General features: G+C 68.0%; 14 protein-coding genes. 3 read left to right on the forward strand and 11 right to left on the reverse strand.

The annotated features are described in order from the left end of the window. Nucleotides 1–18 precede the first annotated feature (18 nt). Nucleotides 19–342 (forward strand): hypothetical protein, encoded by a 324-nt coding sequence (locus tag VVD47_RS16670; protein ID WP_327604612.1) that lies wholly within the window; start codon nt 19–21, stop codon nt 340–342. Between the two features lie 37 nt (nt 343–379). Then, a complete protein-coding gene (gene pssA, locus VVD47_RS16675; protein ID WP_327604613.1) occupies nt 380–1,039 on the forward strand; it encodes a CDP-diacylglycerol--serine O-phosphatidyltransferase in 660 nt (219 codons plus the stop codon). Nucleotides 1,040–1,049: 10 nt separating this feature from the next. Here pssA and VVD47_RS16680 read toward each other — a convergent pair whose 3' ends face one another. From VVD47_RS16680 to VVD47_RS16730, 11 genes are all read right to left on the reverse strand, one after another. Continuing rightward, entirely contained in the window at nt 1,050–1,628 is a 579-nt protein-coding gene (locus VVD47_RS16680) for a DUF1003 domain-containing protein (RefSeq protein WP_327604614.1), read from the reverse strand. A 24-nt stretch (nt 1,629–1,652) separates the two neighbouring features. Next, the gene (locus VVD47_RS16685) at nt 1,653–3,185 is read right to left on the reverse strand and encodes a YiiX/YebB-like N1pC/P60 family cysteine hydrolase (protein WP_327604615.1); all 1,533 of its coding nucleotides are present in this window, start codon (nt 3,183–3,185) and stop codon (nt 1,653–1,655) included. Further along, nucleotides 3,182–4,204, reverse strand: a complete 1,023-nt coding sequence (locus VVD47_RS16690; RefSeq protein ID WP_327604616.1) for a hypothetical protein — start codon at nt 4,202–4,204, stop codon at nt 3,182–3,184. Before VVD47_RS16690 ends, VVD47_RS16685 begins: the two co-directional genes overlap by 4 nt. Nucleotides 4,205–4,411: 207 nt before the next feature. After that, complete coding sequence (locus VVD47_RS16695) at nt 4,412–5,446, reverse strand: HD domain-containing phosphohydrolase (protein WP_327604617.1); 1,035 nt, start codon at nt 5,444–5,446, stop codon at nt 4,412–4,414. Continuing rightward, nucleotides 5,443–9,207, reverse strand: coding sequence for a PAS domain S-box protein (locus tag VVD47_RS16700; protein ID WP_327604618.1), 3,765 nt, complete (start codon nt 9,205–9,207; stop codon nt 5,443–5,445). The genes VVD47_RS16695 and VVD47_RS16700 overlap by 4 nt, the downstream gene beginning before the upstream one ends. Before the next feature lie 270 nt (nt 9,208–9,477). After that, complete coding sequence (pelA, locus tag VVD47_RS16705) at nt 9,478–11,019, reverse strand: pectate lyase (RefSeq protein ID WP_327604619.1); 1,542 nt, start codon at nt 11,017–11,019, stop codon at nt 9,478–9,480. Nucleotides 11,020–11,343: 324 nt separating this feature from the next. Further along, nucleotides 11,344–13,086, reverse strand: coding sequence for a polysaccharide lyase (locus tag VVD47_RS16710; RefSeq protein ID WP_327604620.1), 1,743 nt, complete (start codon nt 13,084–13,086; stop codon nt 11,344–11,346). A gap of 194 nt (nt 13,087–13,280) precedes the next feature. Continuing rightward, nucleotides 13,281–13,883, reverse strand: a complete 603-nt coding sequence (locus VVD47_RS16715) for a PqiC family protein (protein ID WP_327604621.1) — start codon at nt 13,881–13,883, stop codon at nt 13,281–13,283. Further along, nucleotides 13,880–14,875: an MlaD family protein gene (locus VVD47_RS16720; protein WP_327604622.1), complete on the reverse strand. Its 996-nt coding sequence runs from the start codon at nt 14,873–14,875 to the stop codon at nt 13,880–13,882. The genes VVD47_RS16715 and VVD47_RS16720 overlap by 4 nt, the downstream gene beginning before the upstream one ends. Beyond that, nucleotides 14,872–15,678: an ABC transporter ATP-binding protein gene (locus VVD47_RS16725; RefSeq protein WP_327604623.1), complete on the reverse strand. Its 807-nt coding sequence runs from the start codon at nt 15,676–15,678 to the stop codon at nt 14,872–14,874. Before VVD47_RS16725 ends, VVD47_RS16720 begins: the two co-directional genes overlap by 4 nt. 4 nt (nt 15,679–15,682) lie before the next feature. Then, nucleotides 15,683–16,804 carry an ABC transporter permease gene (locus VVD47_RS16730; RefSeq protein ID WP_327604624.1) on the reverse strand — a complete coding sequence of 374 codons (1,122 nt, stop codon included), beginning with the start codon at nt 16,802–16,804 and terminating at the stop codon, nt 15,683–15,685. Nucleotides 16,805–16,934: 130 nt separating this feature from the next. On the opposite strand from VVD47_RS16730, the gene ispD reads away from it, so the two are divergent. Further along, the gene (gene ispD / locus VVD47_RS16735) at nt 16,935–17,639 is read left to right on the forward strand and encodes a 2-C-methyl-D-erythritol 4-phosphate cytidylyltransferase (protein ID WP_327604625.1); all 705 of its coding nucleotides are present in this window, start codon (nt 16,935–16,937) and stop codon (nt 17,637–17,639) included. Nucleotide 17,640 lies beyond the last annotated feature (1 nt).

Here is a 17,640-nt window from a genome sequence, read left to right on the forward strand (position 1 = left end):
CACAGCGGGGAGACGGCCATGAGTACATCGATCAATCCGGAATCTGTCGGGGAACTGCCGCGCATATCCAGCGGCGTGTTCGGCCCCAGCGATTCCTCAGACTCCGCCAGCGACGTCACCGGCACCGTCGCGCAGGCCCAGGGCAGCGATGCCAACGGCACCGGCGAACGCCGCTCCGTGGAAGACCTGCCGGGTGACAACAGTGGTGCCGACATCGAGCCCGACCGGATCTTCCAGGCGCCCGAGTTCGGGCTCGCCGATGTCGAATCCGACGCCGACATGCCGGTGGACATCCAGGAGCCGGCGGACATTCCAGAAGGTGACGACGATGATGAAATCTGAACGAGGGGCGACGATGCCGGCGGTATCATCCGGAACCATGAGACGGAACCCCGGCCCCGAGGACGAGCGCACAGCAACCCGCCCGGCACACTTCGCCATGCTGCGCGAGTTGCAGCTTGCCGACTTCTTCACGCTGGGCAACGCGGCCAGCGGCATGGCGGCGGTCTTCTTCGCGATGTCCTTCATCGCGCACGGCCACGGCGACCACTTCTTCGCCGCGGCGCTGATGGCGCCGATCGCCTTCGTGTTCGACATGCTGGACGGTCGCATCGCGCGCTGGCGGCACCAGCACTCGGCCTTCGGCCGTGAGCTGGATTCGCTGGCCGACATCGTGTCCTTCGGCGTGGCGCCGGCCGTCCTCGCTTTTGCGGCCGGCATGCGTGGCGGCTGGGACCTGATGATCCTGACCTACTTCGTGTGTTGCGGCGTGGCACGCCTGGCGCGCTTCAACGTCACGGCCGAGAAGCTCTCGGAGGGCGGCGACAAGGTGGCCTACTTCGAAGGCACGCCGATTCCTACCAGCGTGCTGCTGGTCGGGGTGCTGGCGCTGTGCGCCTGGCAGCAGCGTATCGGCACCGACATGCTGTTCGGCGGCGTGTGGGTCATCGGCCCGTGGGAGCTCCACGCCATGAGCCTGCTGTTCCTGCTGTCCGGCACGCTGATGGTCAGCAAGACCCTGCGCATCCCGAAGTTCTGACGCGCGCCGCTCAGGGCGGCGGGGTGTCCTGCGCGGCGGGTGGGGCCGCGCCCTGCCGGTCCTGGAGGCTCCGCTTGATGTCGTCCAGCCCGCCCAGGGTCTGCCAGGTCAGGTGGTCGATGCGCTTGTGGAGGTCGGCGATCTTCGCCTCCGCCTTCAGGTTGACCTCCAGGTCGCGCAGCATGGTCAGGCGGTCGCGGGCGGCCTGCCGGTTCTGCGACATCATGATGACCGGCGCCTGGATCGCTGCCAGCATCGACAGCACCAGATTCAGGAACACGTACGGGTAGGGGTCGAAGGCCTGGGCGCGCAGCAGTTCGGTGTTGAGGATGGTCCAGGCGACCAGGAAGGCCCCGAACAGCGAGATGAATTTCCACGAGCCGCCGAACTCCGCGACGCGATCGGCCAGGCGTTCGCCGAAGCTGATCCCGTCTTCGCTGACCGGTGCTTCGTTTCCATCACTCAGGCTGGCCTGCAGGCGTTTCGCCACGCGGGTGAGCGCGCGACGCTCCTGCGCGCTCAGGTCGCTGACGCCGGTGTGCAGCAGGTGCTCGGCGAGCTGGCGGATGTGTCGGTCGTCGCGTTGCATGCCGGTGCTCCTGTTCGTGACGGCTCAGCGTCCTGCCGACGCCGTGGTGCTTGCGGCGGGCGCGGCGATCAGCGTCGCCACCGCAGCCGGCAGGCTGTCATTCACGCGCTTGCCGCTGCGATACAGGATGGCCGGCTTCAACACCGCTGCGGTGCCGACCGCCATCTGCGCCACGTTGTCCGGGCTGATGGTGTAGCGGCCCATGGTGCGTGCCAGCGGCCAGCCCAGGTCGGGGAAGACCACGTAAGCCAGCTCAGAGCAGACGATGCGGGCGTGCGAATACACGTCGAAGTTGAAGTCGTATTCCTTGCCCACCTGCGCCAGCGCGGTGAGCACCGCTTGGCGGCGGTAGTCGTCGGTGAGCGGGCGCGTGTCGCGCAACACCAGGAGGTCGTCGATGTTCAGGAAATGCGGCAGCGTGCTCATCGTGACGCCGACGCGCAGCGCCTCGACGATGCGCCGGCCGTCGCGGATGTGGGCCTGCAGTTCGGGTGCGATGCTGTCCCACACGCCGAGCGCACGCAGTTCTTCCTCGCTGCCCAGCCAGATGGCGACGTGGCCGTAATAGCCGGGGATCATCTTGTCGGTGAGCCGGAACGGCGTCTTCTCCAGCAGGATGTCCAGCGGCTTCAGTTCGGTCGCCAGCGCGTCCATGTCGCTGGCGGGCATCTTCTTCAGGTGGCCGCTGCGCGTCTGCACCAGCCCCACCATGTTGCCGAAGCCCATGGACAGGCCGTGGCTCAGCAGGTTGCGCAGGTAGGCGCGATGCACGCGGATGTCCTCGTTGGCGAAGCGCAGCGATTCGCCGAGGCCGATGCCACCCGCCTCGCGGATGTCCTTGTACCAGTGGGCGCTCTGCACCAGCGTGTAGAGGTATTCCTCCTCCAGGTTCACCGGCATCTGGCGCCGGCGCCGCCACCCCATGTAGCCGTCGACGAAGCGGGTGGCGCTGGCCAGCTGGGCACGCATGTCGGTCGAGTAATAGTTGCGCATCAGGTCGCGCAGGCGCGGGCCGTTGCCGACGTCGAAGGTCAGCGCGTACTGCATGTCGTTGTTCTCGGCGTAGGGCATCACCGCGACGCGGTAGCTGTCCCACAGCACCATGGCTGCGGCGGTGCCGCGCAGGATGTCCGTCAGCTGCGTCTGCCCGGCCTCGTCCTGCGGGTTGATCCAGTGCTGCTCGCGGATGACGTCGATGCCGACGATGCGCGTTGCCGGCATGGAGCTGGTGGCGCGGTGCTGGGTGATGGTCGGCGCGGTGTCGTTGCCGAACAGGTGGGCCACCTTCGCGGCGTCATCCAGCAATGGGGCACGCGCGTCGATGTAGCGCTGGGCGAGCTCGCGCAACTGGTTGGACTGTGCGCGCGTGAGTTTCGGCTGGCCGTTGCGCGTGATGCCGTTCGCCTCGGCGAAGCGGTAGGCCTCGGTGCGGACCGCCAGCATGCGTGCGATGTCCTGCTCGAAGCGCTGCTGCGCGGTCGCGGGCGGGTCCGCGGCAAACGCCTGGGTGACCGTCACCAGTGTGGAGGCGATGAGGAAGCTCAGGTACCGGATCATGATGTTGAGGCGTGGGCAGCCTGGTCGCTCACGCTGCGTGCGAACAACCGGCGGAGGCGCACGGGGAGGCGTTGAAGGACGAGTTGCCGGCTCTTGTGCCAGTAGGCGGAAAGGATCAGCAGGGCCGAGCCGATGATGAATGCCGTGATGGCGAAGCTCAGGCTGACCACGCCGTACTCATTCAGGAAGGCGGTGAACGCGTACAGCACATAGGCCAGCGCGGACACCATCAGCGCACGCCGGTCGATGCACAGCGACACGAGCGCGATGAGGACGTAGATCGCCGCCGCCGCGCAGGCCTGCAGCAGTCCCGCCTGGCCGTCCAGCATGCCGAGCGCCGCGAACACCGGATGCACGATGAGTGGCGCGGCGAGCAGGTGCAGCCAGAAAGCCACGTCGGTGCGTCGGGTCTGGCGGCTGGTGTCGCTGGCATCCCACTTCAGCGCCAGCGCGAAGGCGATCAGGCCGCACAGCAGGGCAACGCCAGTCAGCCAGTTCTTCGCCTCGGGAAATGCGGCCAGGACCACCAGCACGCAGCCGCCCAGTGCGGTGGCGAGCCCGGCCGCGACGGATATCGGCACGCGGAAGCGGCGCCAGTGCATCCACGCGCCTGCCGTGCCCACCAGCGTGGCGACCAGTGCGGCGACGCCCTCGTTGCCGAATGCAATGAAGGCCGCGGTGGTGATGCCGCCGACGAAGCCGAGCAACAGCAGGATGGCGGGCAGCGCCATCCGGCGCTTGCGCACGAATACCTCTGCCAGCATCCAGGACGTGGCCGCGACTGCGAGGCCGCCCAGCCAGTGGACGAGGCTGCTGCCTATGCCGCCGACGGCGCCCAGCAGCAGGGCGCAGGCGAGTGACACGAAGATGTCATTGAAACTGCTGACCAGGCGTAGCGGTTCGTCGTCTTCGTTGGTGCGGTGGCGGAGCTTCGCGATGTGCGCACGGAAGGCTGCCGTGCTGTCGGCACTGAAGATGCCGGCGGCGACGCCGGCGTCGAGGTCTTCGTCGGAGTACATCGAATTCCGGACACGGGAATGGAGGGTCCGGCAAGCTTACACCGCCCGAGAACGGCGTCGTCCCGGGGACGTCCGGACCGGCGAGCCTGGGCGATATGGCCGATGCAGCCGATGAAGCAGATGCAGCCGACGTGGAGCGACCTCGCCGCCCGTGCCGTCGCGCTCGCGTGCCGTGTCGTCGCGGCAGGTGTGTCGGCGGGCCGTTCCTCAGGCCGCGACCGCCAGGGCCGGGCTGGCGGAGGGGTCGTTGTCTTCCGCCCAGCGTTCCTTGATCTCGCACAGCGCCGGGAGTTCCTGCAGGAAGAGTTCCACCAGCGCGGGGTCGAAATGCTGGCCGGCGCCGCTGCGGATGTGCGCCACGGCTTCCTCCACCGTCCACGCGCGCTTGTAGGGGCGGACGGAGGTCAGCGCATCGAACACGTCGGCCAGGGCCACGATGCGGCCTTCTAGCGGGATCTCCTCGCCGGCGAGGCGGTTGGGATAACCGCTGCCGTCCCATTTCTCGTGGTGGGTCAGCGCGATGCGGCGGGCCATCGCGAGCATGCCCGCAGGGTGGTCGCCGATGATGTGCGCGCCGATGGCGGCATGCGTCTGCATGATGGTCCATTCCTCGGCGTCCAGCTTGCCGGGCTTCTGCAGGATGCGGTCGGGAATGCCGATCTTGCCGATGTCATGCATCGGCGCGGCGTTGAGCAGGTCTTCCGCGTCCTTGCTGCTCATGCCGGCGGCGAGGCCGAGGCGGTGGGAGAAGTGGCTCATGCGGATGACGTGCTTGCCGGTCTCGTTGTCCTTGTACTCGGCTGCCAGCCCTAGGCGCTGCACGATCTGCAGGCGGGTCTCGCGCAGTTCCTCCATCCGCACCAGCGACAGGTGGGTGCGGATGCGGGCACGCACGATGGGCGGGCTCAGCGGCTTGGTGATGTAGTCCACCGCGCCGGCGTTGAAGCCGGCCAGCTCGTCCTCCACCTGGGTCAGCGCGGTGGCGAAGATGACCGGCGCCTGCGCGCTGCGCGGGTCGGCCTTGAGGCGGCGGCAGACCTCGTGACCGGTCATGCCCGGCATCATCACGTCCAGCACGATCAGGTCCGGCCTCTCCTGGCGGGCCAGTTCCAGCGCGCGCGGGCCGTCCTTGGCGAACAGCAGGCGGTAGTCCTGCTGGAGGATCTGGCGCAGCAGCTGGAGATTGGTCGGCTCGTCGTCGACGAGCAGCAGGCAGGGCCTGTGGTCGGGTGCGTCAGTCATGGCGTTGTCTCCAGCGGTTGCAGGCTTGCCGTCACCGCGGCGCGGGTGGGTTCCAGCTCGTCGAGGGAGCCGAGGTAGAGGGACAGGTGGGCGTGGGCGGCGGCCAGGTCGAACTCGTCGATCAGGCGTCGCAGGCGTAGCAGGGTGTGCGCATCGGCCGGCAGGGCGCGGGCGAAGTCCGCCAGGGCGGCATCGTCCAGCGTGCCGTGCCTGAGGGCTTCCAGCAGGTGCTGGGCGCTGGCCTTGGCGATGGCGACATCGAAAGGCCGCGTGCTTGCGGGCGTAGCGTCGTTCGCCGGTTCGTCCGCCGCGGCATAGCGCGCGATGGCGTCGCGGGCCTGGGCGATCTGATGCAGGAAGGCGTCCAGCGCCTCGCCACGCAGCGGCTCGCCACCGTGGCGCTCGATCTCGTTGAACTGCTGCGACAGGGTGTCCAGGCCGAGGTTGGCACCGGCGCCACCCAGCCGGTGGGCGAGGCGCAGCAGCTCCTGGTGCGGTGTCGGGGCGTCGTCCTGGCCTGCAGCCTGCCTGAAGGTCCGGGCGGCGTTCGACAGTTCGTCGGCGAACTGTCGCAGCGCGCGGACGTAGAGCGGACGGGCGTCGCCCCAGCGGGCCAGGCCGGCGCGGTCGTCAAGGACGCGGGGGCCCTGCTTGCCGGTTTTCCTGTCGATGACGGGCATGGCCGGCAGGTCCAGCACGCGTGCCATCTCGCGGGTCAGCGCGGGCAGGTCCAGCGGCTTGGAGGCGAAGCCGTCCATGCCGGCATCGCGGGCGGCGTTGCGGTCGGCATCCATGACACTGGCGGTCAGGGCGATGATGGGCACCCGGCCGCGCGCCTCCTTGTTCTCCTGGCTGCGGATCCGGCGCGCGGCTTCCAGCCCGTCGATGCCGGGCATCTGCACGTCCATGAGGATGAGGTCGTAATCGGCGTCGCCAGCGAGGCGGACGCCGGTCTCGCCGTCCGGCGCGGTGCTGAGCTGGTGGCCCAGGCGCTTCATCACCACCGTCAGCAATTCCAGGTTGAGCGCGACGTCGTCGGCGGCCAGGATGCGCAGCGGCGGCAGGGCCAGCGGCGCGTCGAGGTTGCTGTCGGCGTCGTCTCCCGTGCGGGCCGGCGCGAGCGGCAGGCAGAAGTGGAAGGTACTGCCCACGCCGACGATGCTGCTGACGCCGATGCTGCCGCCCATCAGTTCCACCAGCTGCTTGCTGATGGTCGTGCCCAGTCCGGTGCCGCCGAAGCGCCGGCTCATCGAGGCATCGGCCTGCGTGAACGGGTCGAAGATGGCGTCCAGGCGGTCGGCCTCGATGCCGATGCCGGTGTCCTCGACGGCGAAGTACACCTGCTCGCCGCGCGGCAGCACGCGCAGGGCGATATGGCCGTGCTCGGTGAACTTGATCGCGTTGGTCAGCAGGTTGGTCAGGATCTGGCGGATGCGCAGCGCGTCGCCGCGGTAGCGCACCGGCAGGCTAGCGTCGTAGTCGACCGTCATGCGCAGTTCCTTCTCGCGCACGCTGGTGCTGAGCGTGGAGCTGATCTCGTCGATCAGCGCCAGCAGGTTGAAGTCGTGCTCCTCCAGCTCCACCGCGCCGCGGTCGAGCTTGGCGGAATCCAGCACTTCGTTGAGCAGGCGCAGCAGGGCGCGCGAGGCGCCGTTTACCGCGTCCAGGTCGCGACGCTGGTCGGCCGACAGCTGCGTGTCGAGCAGCACTTCGGTAAAGCCGATGATGGCGTTCATCGGCGTGCGGATCTCGTGGCTCATGTTGGCGAGGAAGGCCGCGCGGGCGGAGGCGGCCTGCTCGGCGCGCTCCTTGGCTTCGCGCAGCTCCAGCTCCATCTGCTTGCGGGCGGTGATGTCGGTGGCGTACTTGGTGATCTTGCGCAGCTTGCCGTCGGCGCCGTACACCGGGTTGTAGGTGGCCTGGATCCAGAACGGCTCGCCGTCCTTGCCGAAGCGCTGGTACTCGCCGCCGTCGAAGTGACCCTGCGCGAGCCGCTCCCAGAAGCCCGCGTAGGCCGGGCTGCGCACGTAGTCAGGTGCGCACAGCAGGGCGTGGGGATGGCCGATCAGCTCCTCCGCCTGGTAGCCGCTCAATGCCAGGAAGTTGTCGTTGGCGAACAACACCGTGCCCGACAGGTCGAACTCCACCACCGCCAGGGCACGGCCCAGTGCATGCACCGTGCCTTCGTACTCCGCCGCGCGCAGCCGGGTTTCGGTGATGTCGACCAGCACGCCGTCGAGCCATTGCGGGGTGCCGTCCGCGTCGCACTGGGCGGTGCCGGTCTCCCAGATCCAGCGTTCGCGGCCGTCGCGGTCGCGCAGGCGGTAGGTCACTTCGTAGTTGCGCTTCTGCTCGATGGCGTCCACCACGGCGTCGGCGACCGGGTCGCGATCATCCACGTGGATGAGGTCGTTCCAGGCCACGCGCCGGGCGATGAAATCCTCGGGCTTCCAGCCCGTCAGCGCGGCGACCGCATCGCTGATGAACAGCATGCTCCAGTCATGGTCGAGCAGGCAGCGGAAGGTCACCCCCGGGGTGTTGCGGATGAGCGTGCGCAGTTGCTGCTCGCTGGCGCGCAGCGACTGTTCCATGGTGTGACGTTCGCTGATGTCCGTCACCGCCGCGACGAACAGCGGCTTTTCCGTGTTCGCGGTGCGGTTCATGGCGACGCGGATCGGCACCAGCGCGCCGTCGCGGCGCACCGCGGTGACGTCGCGGCCGCCGTTCAGGTTGTCACCGCGGGCACCGGCCAGGCTGGCCTTGCGTTGCTCGGTGTACAGCGCGGCCTCGTCGGGCACCAGCAGCATGGCGGCCGGCTGGCCGATGATTTCGCGCGCCTGCCAGCCGAAGATGCGTTCCGCCGCCGGGTTGACGTCGCAGATGCGGCCGTCGCCGTCGATGGTCACGATGCCGTCGGCAACCGTGTCGAAGACCGCGCGCAGCTGCGACTCCTTGGATTGCATCTGGCGGTACAGCTCACGGAAGCGCAGCAGGTTGTTGACCGTCAGCACCAGCACCGTCAGCGTCACCACCATCAGGGCGACCGCCACGGCCAGGAAGCCGGTGTTGAGGTCGGAACTGGCCTCGGGCGCGGCGACGCCGACGAAGCGGGCGGCGGCCATGCCGGTGTAGTGCATGCAACTGATCGCCAGGCCCATGATCAGCCCGCTGGGCAGCAGCGCCCAGGTGGGGCTCAGGCGGCGCGACAGCCAGCCGCGGCCACCGTTGCCGAAGCGCACGCCCAGCGCGATGACGCTCAACGCCACGGCGACGAGGATGGACAGCGCGAAGCCGATGGGGTCGTAGCGCAGGTCGGGCAGCATGTCCATGGCAGCCATGCCGCTGTAGTGCATGGCGCCGATGCCGGCGCCCACAAGGATGCCCCCGCCGATCAGCTGCCACATGGTGATGCGCTGCCGGGCCAGCAGGCTCAGCGCCACGCCGGAGGCGGCCAGGCCGGGCAGCAGTGACAGCAGGGTGATGCCCGGCGAGTAGGACACCGGCGTGCACAGGTCGAAGGCCAGCATGCCGATGAAGTGCATGGCCCAGATGCCGCCGCCCAGTGCCAGCGCGCCGGTCGCCACCGCGGTGTTGCGATGCACGCGCGTGTCGCTGCGGCGGGCCATGGCGGCCATCTGCAGGGCCATCGTGGCGGCGAACACGGCGATGCCGATGGACAGCAGGACCAGCCACGGATCATGGCTGCCGTATACGAGCGGGCTGCTGTCGTCGAGCTGGAAGAAGGCGTTGGCGTCGGGCATGGGCTGGCCGGCCTGAGGCCGATCCTGGATTCGCAATGCCCTTACTATCGGTCAACCAGAGGCTAGATTTATTAAAAACATCAAAATCAACACAAATTGACGGTGGCAAGAAATCGTTGCAGCGGGGAAACCCGCCTGCCGCCGGGCTTGGGGCCGAATGCCCGAGCTCCAGCGAAAGCGGCATCGAAGCCCATGGACAGCGCCGCCACCGCTGGCGAGCAGAAAGCAGAAGGCCGCCCGGAGGCGGCCTTCTGTTGCGGACTCCGGCGCTTACTTCAGCACGCTCTTGCCCGGTGCCCACTTGGCGACCCAGGCCGGGTAATCCTTGGCCAGCAGGTCGCGCGGGGTGTCGGCATACCAGTTGTACTTCACGCGGCGCTCGTAGCTGACGTCGGCGTAGTTGTCGCGCTTCACGCCGTCACGGGCAGTGAACAGCGGCTTGCCGGTCTGCAGGTCGTAGAAGCGGGCCCACAGCGGCGGTGCCTTGGGGTCGGCGACGACGCGGCGGTCGAAGCCGAACTCCAGGGTGTGGTCGTCCTTGCGCTCCAGCTTGATGCCGGTGAGGCGGGCGTCGTCGAACCAGTCGATGGCGCTCTGCACGGCCGCGATGATCTCCGGGCTGGGCTTGTCGATGCTCATCAGGAAGCGGGTGATGTTCACGCTCTCGTTGCCGCTGATGGACGCCAGCTCGAAGGCGCGGCCGGTCACCGGCTGCAGGGTCTTCTCGTCGTACTGGGCGCACCAGCCGGTCTTCTTGCCGTTCACCACCAGCTGGGTCTTGAGGATGAGGGCGATACCACGCTCGTAGGCGCCACGGGCCAGGCCGGCACGCGGCACGTCGACGAACTGGAACTCGGGCGAGCGGCTGGCCACGTCGCGGAGCATTTCCAGCACGTTGGCGATGGCGTCGTCATTGAAGGTGATGCGCGCCTTGTAGCCTTGCGGTTCCGGCCAGAACTGCTGCCAGCCGCCGTTGGCCTGCTGGGCGCGCAGCACGTAGTCGAGGCCACGCAGGTAGCCGTCGGCGTACTTCTGTTGCTTCGTGGCGTTGTACACCTTCGCCAGCACGGCCATCTGCTTCATGGTCGAGTCGTTGTCGATGGTGGACTTGATGCGGAAGCCCGTCATGGCGGCGGTGTTCACCGGCACCAGCAGGTTCACGTCGCGGTCCACCTTCGGCCAGCCGCCGTCGGCGTTCTGGTAGCCGAGGATCACGTCGCCCAGCTTGATGCCGTCGGCGCTGCCGTAGAACTCCGGCTTCTGCGTGGTGATCGTGCCTTCGGTGACCGGGCCACCGCGGGTGAAGTCTTCCAGCTTCTGGCTGGGCGGCAGGATGAAGGCGCCGGACAGGCGCTGGCGGGTGTCGTCCCACTTCACGAAGGCACCGAGCTTCTCCCACACGTTGGCGACCGGCACCCACACGCTGCCGGCCTTCAGTTCCGGCGCGAGGTCCAGCTTGAACGGCTGGCCGTCGGCGCTGGCGTCCGTGCTGCCGACGGTGACCTGCACGTTGTGGCCGCCCAGGCTGTAGGTGGCGACGTTGCCGTTCAGGCTGTATTCGCCGCCCAGGAAGGGAATGATGTCGCCCAGCGGTGCGAAGACCTTCTTGCCGGCGCGCAGCTCGGGCTGGGTGTACAGGCCTTCTTCCAGCTCCTGGTAGGCACCGTCCACCGAGAAGTTCGGCTCGCCCTGGATCAGGGCGACGGTCTTGAGGGTGTTGCCGTTGGCGTTGTGAAGGCCGGGGGTGGCGCAGCCGAAGGCCGCGAGGGCGGCGATGGCAACGGCCACCGTCGTCTTGATGCTACGTGCCATGCAGGAACTCCTGAGTGAACTGCAAAAGTAAGACGGTGAAACTATTGATGCGAACCCTGAGCCTACCAAACAAATTTGTCGTTTTGTAGGGGTTTTCCCGTATCCGCGTTTGCGGCCTGACGGGTGGTCAGACCAGAACGCCTCCGCCAGTAGCGGCCGGACGCCGGCGGGCTGAATCCATGCGAGGCCGGGTGCGCGGCCCGGCCAGACAGACGGGCCGGGCAAAGAAAAAGGGAACGCCGTGGCGTTCCCTTGCAGGTGGAGCCGGGCGGCGGCATGCACCGCCGTGGCTCCAGGTGCCCCGCGTGATGCGGGGTTTCGTCCTCAGTAGCCGATCTGGCCCGGCCCCTTGTAGCCCTGCGTCACGATGATGTTGTCGAAACGCGCGGCCGACGCCGTCTGCGGCTGCCAGCTGTAGTTCGGCAGCGCGGTCGTCAGGCGTTGCGAGGCACACAGCTCGTCATAGCGGGCCTGGGTCAGCTGGCTCGGCACGCTGGGCTTGGTGGCGTTCAGGCAGGTGAGGCGCTTGGTCTCGTTGCCACCGTAGAAGGTGCTGAAGAAGAAGCCGTTGATCCACGTGTCCGCGCTGTCCGGCACCGTGCCGCCGCAGGGGCCGTCGCACTCGTCGCGCATCGCCACGCCGCTGAACACCAGGGTGCGGGTCACGCTGCGGCTGGCGTTGGCCACCCACAGGGTGATCTCGCCGTTGCCGCCGGTGGGGTTGCCACTGGCGTCACGGGTCACCGAGTTGTTGGTGTTGATCTTCGTCGAGATGCGGAAGGTGTACCACTGGCCGGCCTGCAGGCGGAACTTGCCGTCGTTCGGGATGGTGCCCGGCACTTCGTTGGGTTCGTCGTCGGCGCCGTCGATCACCTTGCGGATGCCACAGCTGCCGGACGGGCGGGTCTGGTCGTAGGAGTACAGCTCCAGCCGGCCGTTGGCGCGCCACATCAGGCGGATGCTCCAGTTCTTCGGCGAGCGCTTGTCGCTGCCGTCTTCGGTGCAGCCGCTGTCGAAGTCCATCGAGGCCAGGCCGGGCAGCTTGCCGCCCTTGGCGAAGTCGAAGCCGGGCTCGAAGTAGATGTCGTAGCTCAGCGTGTACTCCTTGGCCGGCACCACCGTGTCGTTGTAGCGACCGCTGTCATCCGTCTTGCCGTTGATGTTGATGTTGCGCTGGGTCACGTCGGTGCCGGTGTTGGTGTGCGTGGAATCCGCGGCCACCCAGCTGACGTTGCCATTGACATACTCGAACACCGGGTCGGACGCCGGATGCTTGAGGATGCCGGAGGGGTGGCGATACACGATGCGCAGGCACTTGGAGCCATCCGCGCCGCAGCCGCTGGTGATCTGCGCGTTGGAGGGGTAGGCCTTGATCTTCGCCGTGTCGATGTTGTAGTTCCACAGGCCGTTGGCCAGCGAGTTGAAGGTCTGGCGATAGGCCATCACGCCACCGCCGCCGGAGCTGCTGGACGACGACGAGGAGGAACTGCTCGACGAACTGGAGGAGCTGGAAGAGGAGCTCGAAGAAGAACTCGACGAGGAGCTGGAGCTGCTCGACGAAGAGCTGGAGGACGACGAACTGGAAGAGCTGCTGCTGGACGACGAGCTCGACGAGGACGAGCTGGAGGAGGAGCTGGACGAAGAGCTGCTCGAACCGCCGCCCACCGGCACGCCATTCACCTGGAAGCTGCAGGCCTGGCCGTTGATGCTGCAGTTGGCGAGGTTGGCGGCATTGAAGACGCCATTGGCGGTGAAGCCGAAGCTTACCGTCCCGTTCACCGGGATGTTGCCGTTGAAGCTGGCGTTGGTGAAGGTGAAGGGATCGCTGCCGCTCCGGGTGGCGCTGTAGATGCTCTTGATGCTGTTGCCGAGCTTGAACGACAGGCCCCAGCTGGTGATGGCCGTGGTGTTGGTGTTCTTGATCTCGACGTCGGTCGTGTAGCCGTCGGCCCAGGTGCTCTTCATCTTGAAGTTCACGGTGACGGCCGCGTGGGCACTGCCCAGGGCGCAGCCGGCAGTCAGCAGGGCGCCCAGCAGCAGGCGCCGGGGCGCATGCAGTGTGTTCATTTGTCTACCTCCATTGGTTTCGTGGGCGGCCAACTCTGCCCGACCGCAGGTAGACGTTAAACGGTTAACTTTTTTCCCTGTTATAGGGGTTTGCCCTAGACAAAAGCCAAGGATTTAACGGGTGCCACCCGGAAATTAAGCGTTTTATCTGAATGGAATGCGGGCGGGTCGCCCGCATCCTGGCGGATGCCGCCTCAGCGCGTGCCCTGCAGGGCGCTCGCCAGTTCGCGCGACAAGGCTGCGACGGCGCGCGTCTGCGCGGCCACCGCGGCTTCGCCACCCAGGCCCTGGCTGGCCTCCACGATGCGGCTCTGGCGACGTTGCGGCAGCAGCGGGCGGCCCTCGGCGTCGACGATCTGCCAGCGGGCTTCCAGCGTGGCGGTACCGGCGGGGTCGCTGTCGAAACGCAGCACTTCCATGCGCACCTGCCGCGCCGGGCGCTCCTGTAGCGGCCAGGGGAAGCCGATGACCTGCGGGTTGCCGGTCAGGCGCACCAGGTTCTCGCGCAGCACGCGGTTGAAGCTGGCTTCCAGCGGCTCCGCCCAGCGTTCGTCCTCGCGCACGTCCAGCACCACCTCGCTGCGCCGGACCACCCGCTGGCTGCGCTCCAGGTACTCCGGCCACTGCACCGGGCCGACGCCGATGCTGGGTGTGAAACCCTGCTCGGGCGCCGCGAAGCTCTGTGGCATGAGCTGGTAGTAGCGCGCCGGCGGCGTGGTGCCGCAGGCGGCGAGCAGCAGCACCAGCGCACAGGGCAGGGCTGCGCGCAGCAGCGGGAGGCGGGATGGCGCGCTCATGGCTTGCGACCTTTCAGCAGGGATTCGGGGTGGCGTTCGATGGAGTCCGCGAGGTCGCGCAGCGCGCCCGCCGCGGTGCCCATGTCTTTCAGGGCGCGGTTGAACTGCACGACGGAGGGCGACTCCTCGTGGGTCAGCGACTGCAGCGAGGCCGCCGTCCTGCCCAGCTCCTCGGAGGTCTTGATCAGGCTGGCCTGCAACGGCGAGTCCGGGTCGGCCAGCTTGCCGAACTTGTTGGAGGCGTCCTCGAAGCGGGCCATGGCCTTCTCCGTCGCCGCCATCGCGCTGGAGGTGTCCGCCAGCGCGGTGCGCAGGTCGCCGACCGCCGGGTCGATGGCCTTGTCCAGCTTGGCGCTGATGCTCTGCAGGTTCTGCAGGGCCTGGTTGATGTTGATGAGGCTCTGCTTGAGCTCGGGAGACTGCACCAGCTCGCGGGTGCTGGATGCGATGGTCGACAGGTCGTTGGCGATGCTGGCGATGTCGATCTGTTCCAGCTTGGAGGCAAGCTCCTGCACCGGCGAGGGGATGGTGGGGATCTCGCGGTTGTCCGGGGGCGTGCTGCGGAAGACGGCGGCCTTGTCCGGGTGGAAGTCCAGTTCGACGTAGAGCTGGCCGGTCAGGAAGCTCTGGGTCGACAGGCGGGCGCGCAGGCCGCGTGCCACCAGTTCGCTGGAGTCGGGCAGGGCACGGCGTGTCTGGCCGTTCTCCGCCGCCTGCTCGGGGTCGGTCTCGACCGTGACCGGGATGAGGAAGCTGCGGCTACGTTCGTCGAAGCGCAGGTTGATGCTCTTCACGCTGCCCACGCGCACACCGCGGAACACCACCGGCGCGCCGACCTGCAGGCCGTACACCGAGCCCTCGAAGAACATTACGAAGCGGTCGCGCTCCTGCAGCAGGCTGCCGCCGGCAAACAGGAAGAGGCCGCCGAGTATCAGCAGCAGGGCGCCGATGATGAAGGCGCCGATGACGGTCGGGTTGGCTTTGCGGCTCATCCGTTCCCCCGTGCCAGAAAGCGGCGCACCTGTTCCGGCCCGCCCTCCAGCAGTTCGCGTGGCGGCCCCCAGGCGGCCAGGCGCTTGCTGTCGGCGTCCAGGAAGATGGCCTGGTCGGCCACCGCGAAGATACTTGCGAGTTCGTGCGTCACCATCACGATGCTTGCTCCCAGGCTGTCACGCAGTTGCAGGATCAACTCGTCCAGCCGCTGCGAACTGAGCGGATCGAGGCCGGCAGAGGGTTCGTCGAAAAACAGGATGTCCGGGTCCAGCGCCATGGCGCGGGCCAGGCCGGCGCGCTTCTTCATGCCACCGCTGATCTCGGACGGATAGTAGTCTCCGAAGCCGGCCAGGCCGACCAGGGCGAGCTTGAAATTCACCACTTCGGCAATCTCGGCCGGCGCCAGCCCGGTGAATTCCTCCAGCGGCAGCGCCACGTTCTCGGCCAGGGTGAGCGAACTCCACAGCGCGCCCGACTGGAACAGCACGCCGAAGCGGCGCTTGATGAGGGTGCGTTCGTCTTCGTCCGCCGCCCAGAAATCCTGTTCGCCCTGCGCGTCCACGTAGCGCACGCGGCCGGCGGCGGGCTGCTGCAGGCCGATCAGGTGGCGCAACAGCGTGCTCTTGCCGCTGCCGCTGCCGCCCATGATGACGAACACTTCGCCACGTCCGACGGAGAAGCTGATGTCTTCGGCGATCACCCGCTCGCCATAGGCCATCTTCAGGTCGTCCACCAGGATGATCCTGTCATCCTCGCGTGCGGCGGGGGCGGGGGGGGCAGCGGTGATGAGCGGGGCGTCCATCGTCTCAGATTCCCAGCTTCTGGAAGATCACCGTCAGCACCGAGGCGAAGATGGTGATCAGCAGGATGCCCGTGACGACCGCGGAGGTCGCGGCATCGCCCACCGACTGCGCGCTGCGCCCGCAGTGGATGCCGCGCAGGCAGCCGGCGAAGGCCACCAGCGCGCCATACACCGCGCCTTTGACGAGGCCCACGCTGATGTGGGCGAAGGTCATGACGCTGAGCGTCTCGTACCAGTACTCGGCGATGCCGACGTTGAAGACGGTGTTGGCGACCAGCAGGCCGGCGAGGATGCCGACGAAGCCGGCATACAGTGTCAGCAGCGGCGTCATGATGACCAGCGCCAGCATGCGGGGCAGCACCAGGTGGTCGATCGGCGAGATGCCCAGCGTGGTCAGCGCATCCACCTCCTCGCCGGCCTGCATGCTGCCGATCTGCGCGGCGAAGGCGGCGCCGGTGCGTCCGGCCAGGATGATGCCGGTCATCAGCGCACCGATCTCCCGGGTCATGCCGATGGCAACCAGGTCGGCGATGTAGATCTGCGCGCCGAACTGGGCGAGCTGCACCGCGCCCATGTACGCGAGGATGGTGCCCACCAGGAAGCTGATCAGCGACACGATGGGCAGCGCCCGCGGGCCGACGAGGTCGATCTGCAGCCACAGGTCGCGGCTGCGCATCTGTGCCTTGCCGCGCACCAGGCGCATCAGCGACAGCGCGATCTCGCCGGCAAAGGCGGCGTTGCGCGGCAGGTTGTGCCAGCTGTCCAGCGCAAGGTGGCCGACCTGCGCGAACAGGCGGCGCTCCTCGCCGGCACACGCCTGCGTCGTCGGGGGCACCGCCACGGCCAGCGCGAACAGGCGGGCGAGGCGTTCGGGCAGCGCGCTGGCATCCAGTGCGATGCCGCGGGCTTCGCTCTCGCGCTGCAGGCGCAACAGGAATGCCGGCAGGCTGCTGTCCCATTCGCCCAGGCCTTCGGTCACGAGGCTTGCGGGCTGCCCTTCGGGAAGGCGGCCGATGCAGGCCTGTGCGTCCGGAATCTGCCCGTGCAGTTGCCAGTCTCCAGCGATGACCAGGCGGTGGGTCGCGTCTGTCGTCACGACTTCGCAGCGGGCACTGGAATCGGTCATGCGCGTGGGGGGCAGGGTGTTGGCGATGTTGGTCGAAAGCCCGGTGAATGGCGCGGTTCCGGGGCAGCACGCTGAAGATTACCTCAAGTCTCCGGCTGCGCCGTGTCGGCCTTTCCTTACAATGCCGGCCATGCATAGCTTCTACGCAATCGTTCCTGCTGCCGGCAGCGGCAGCCGCATGGGAGGCGGGCTGCCCAAGCAGTACCTGCCACTTCTGGGCAGGCCGCTGCTGTGGCATTGCCTCAACACGCTGGCAGGCGTGTCACGGATCCAGCGTGTGGCGCTGGTGCTGTCGCCGGATGATGCGCACTGGCGCGATGCCGCCGCGGACATGGCCGGGCTGCGCGGCCTGCAGCCGGTGTTCACCGGCGGGGCGACCCGGGCCGACAGCGTGAAGGCCGGCCTGGCCGCCTTGCGCGATGTCGCCAACGAGGGCGACTGGGTGCTGGTGCACGACGCCGCGCGCGCCTGCCTGTCGGTGGCGCAGGTGGAGTGCCTGATCGACACCTTGGCCGACGACCCGGTGGGCGGCCTGCTGGCGGTGCCGGTAGCCGATACGCTGAAGCGTGCGGACACCGGCTCGCGCGTGGTGGCCACCGTGCCGCGCGAGGCGATGTGGCAGGCGCAGACGCCGCAGATGTTCCGCTACGGCCTGCTGTGCGAAGCGCTGGAGCGCTTTCCGGCGGTGACCGACGAGGCCGGTGCGGTGGAGGCCATGGGGCTGTCGCCGCGACTGGTGGCGGCGGACGCGACCAACTTCAAAGTGACCTACCCGCAGGACCTCGCGCTGGCCGCGCAGATCCTGCAAGCGCGGCGAGACGCCGCCGGAGACTGAC

It is taken from the genome of Uliginosibacterium sp. H1, from assembly GCF_036017065.1.
In the GTDB taxonomy this organism is placed as follows: domain Bacteria; phylum Pseudomonadota; class Gammaproteobacteria; order Burkholderiales; family Rhodocyclaceae; genus Uliginosibacterium.